We start from the raw sequence: 351 nt of genomic DNA, 5'->3' as shown, positions 1-351 counted from the left end.
GCCCACGCGAGCACGGCGTCGAGGTCGGCGCCCGTCTCCTCGGCGACCACGCGCGCGCGTCGGGCCAGGCGACCCGGCCGCAGGGCGATCGCGGGGGTCGGGTTCGCGAGGACGTTCGCCGTGTCGAAGCCGGGGTCGCCCGCGAGCGCCTTCGGGTCGATGGCGCGCCAGCCGTCGCCGTCGCCGTCGCCCTCGCCGAAGCGCAGGACGTTGCCGTGGTGGACGTCGCCGTGCAGCACAGCGGCGGGCCCGGATCCGGCGAGCAGCTCGCGGGCCACCGCCGCGCCGCGGTCGAGCGACCGGGGGAGCGGGCGCTCGGGCTCGACCAGCTCGCGGAACCACACGGCGAGC

At 78.9% G+C, this 351-nt stretch carries 1 protein-coding gene; it reads right to left on the bottom strand.

Features of this window, described 5'->3' with window-relative positions; all coding sequences use genetic code 11:
* Window positions 1-351 (bottom strand): aminoglycoside phosphotransferase family protein (locus DZG00_RS16630; RefSeq protein ID WP_147360117.1); only part of this gene is annotated, 351 nt, incomplete at both ends.

The organism is Clavibacter lycopersici (genome assembly GCF_003576405.1).
Taxonomy (GTDB): Bacteria; Actinomycetota; Actinomycetes; order Actinomycetales; family Microbacteriaceae; genus Clavibacter; species Clavibacter lycopersici.
Note: the sequence above shows the minus strand (reverse complement) of the source record. Positions and strands in the feature narration are given on the sequence as shown.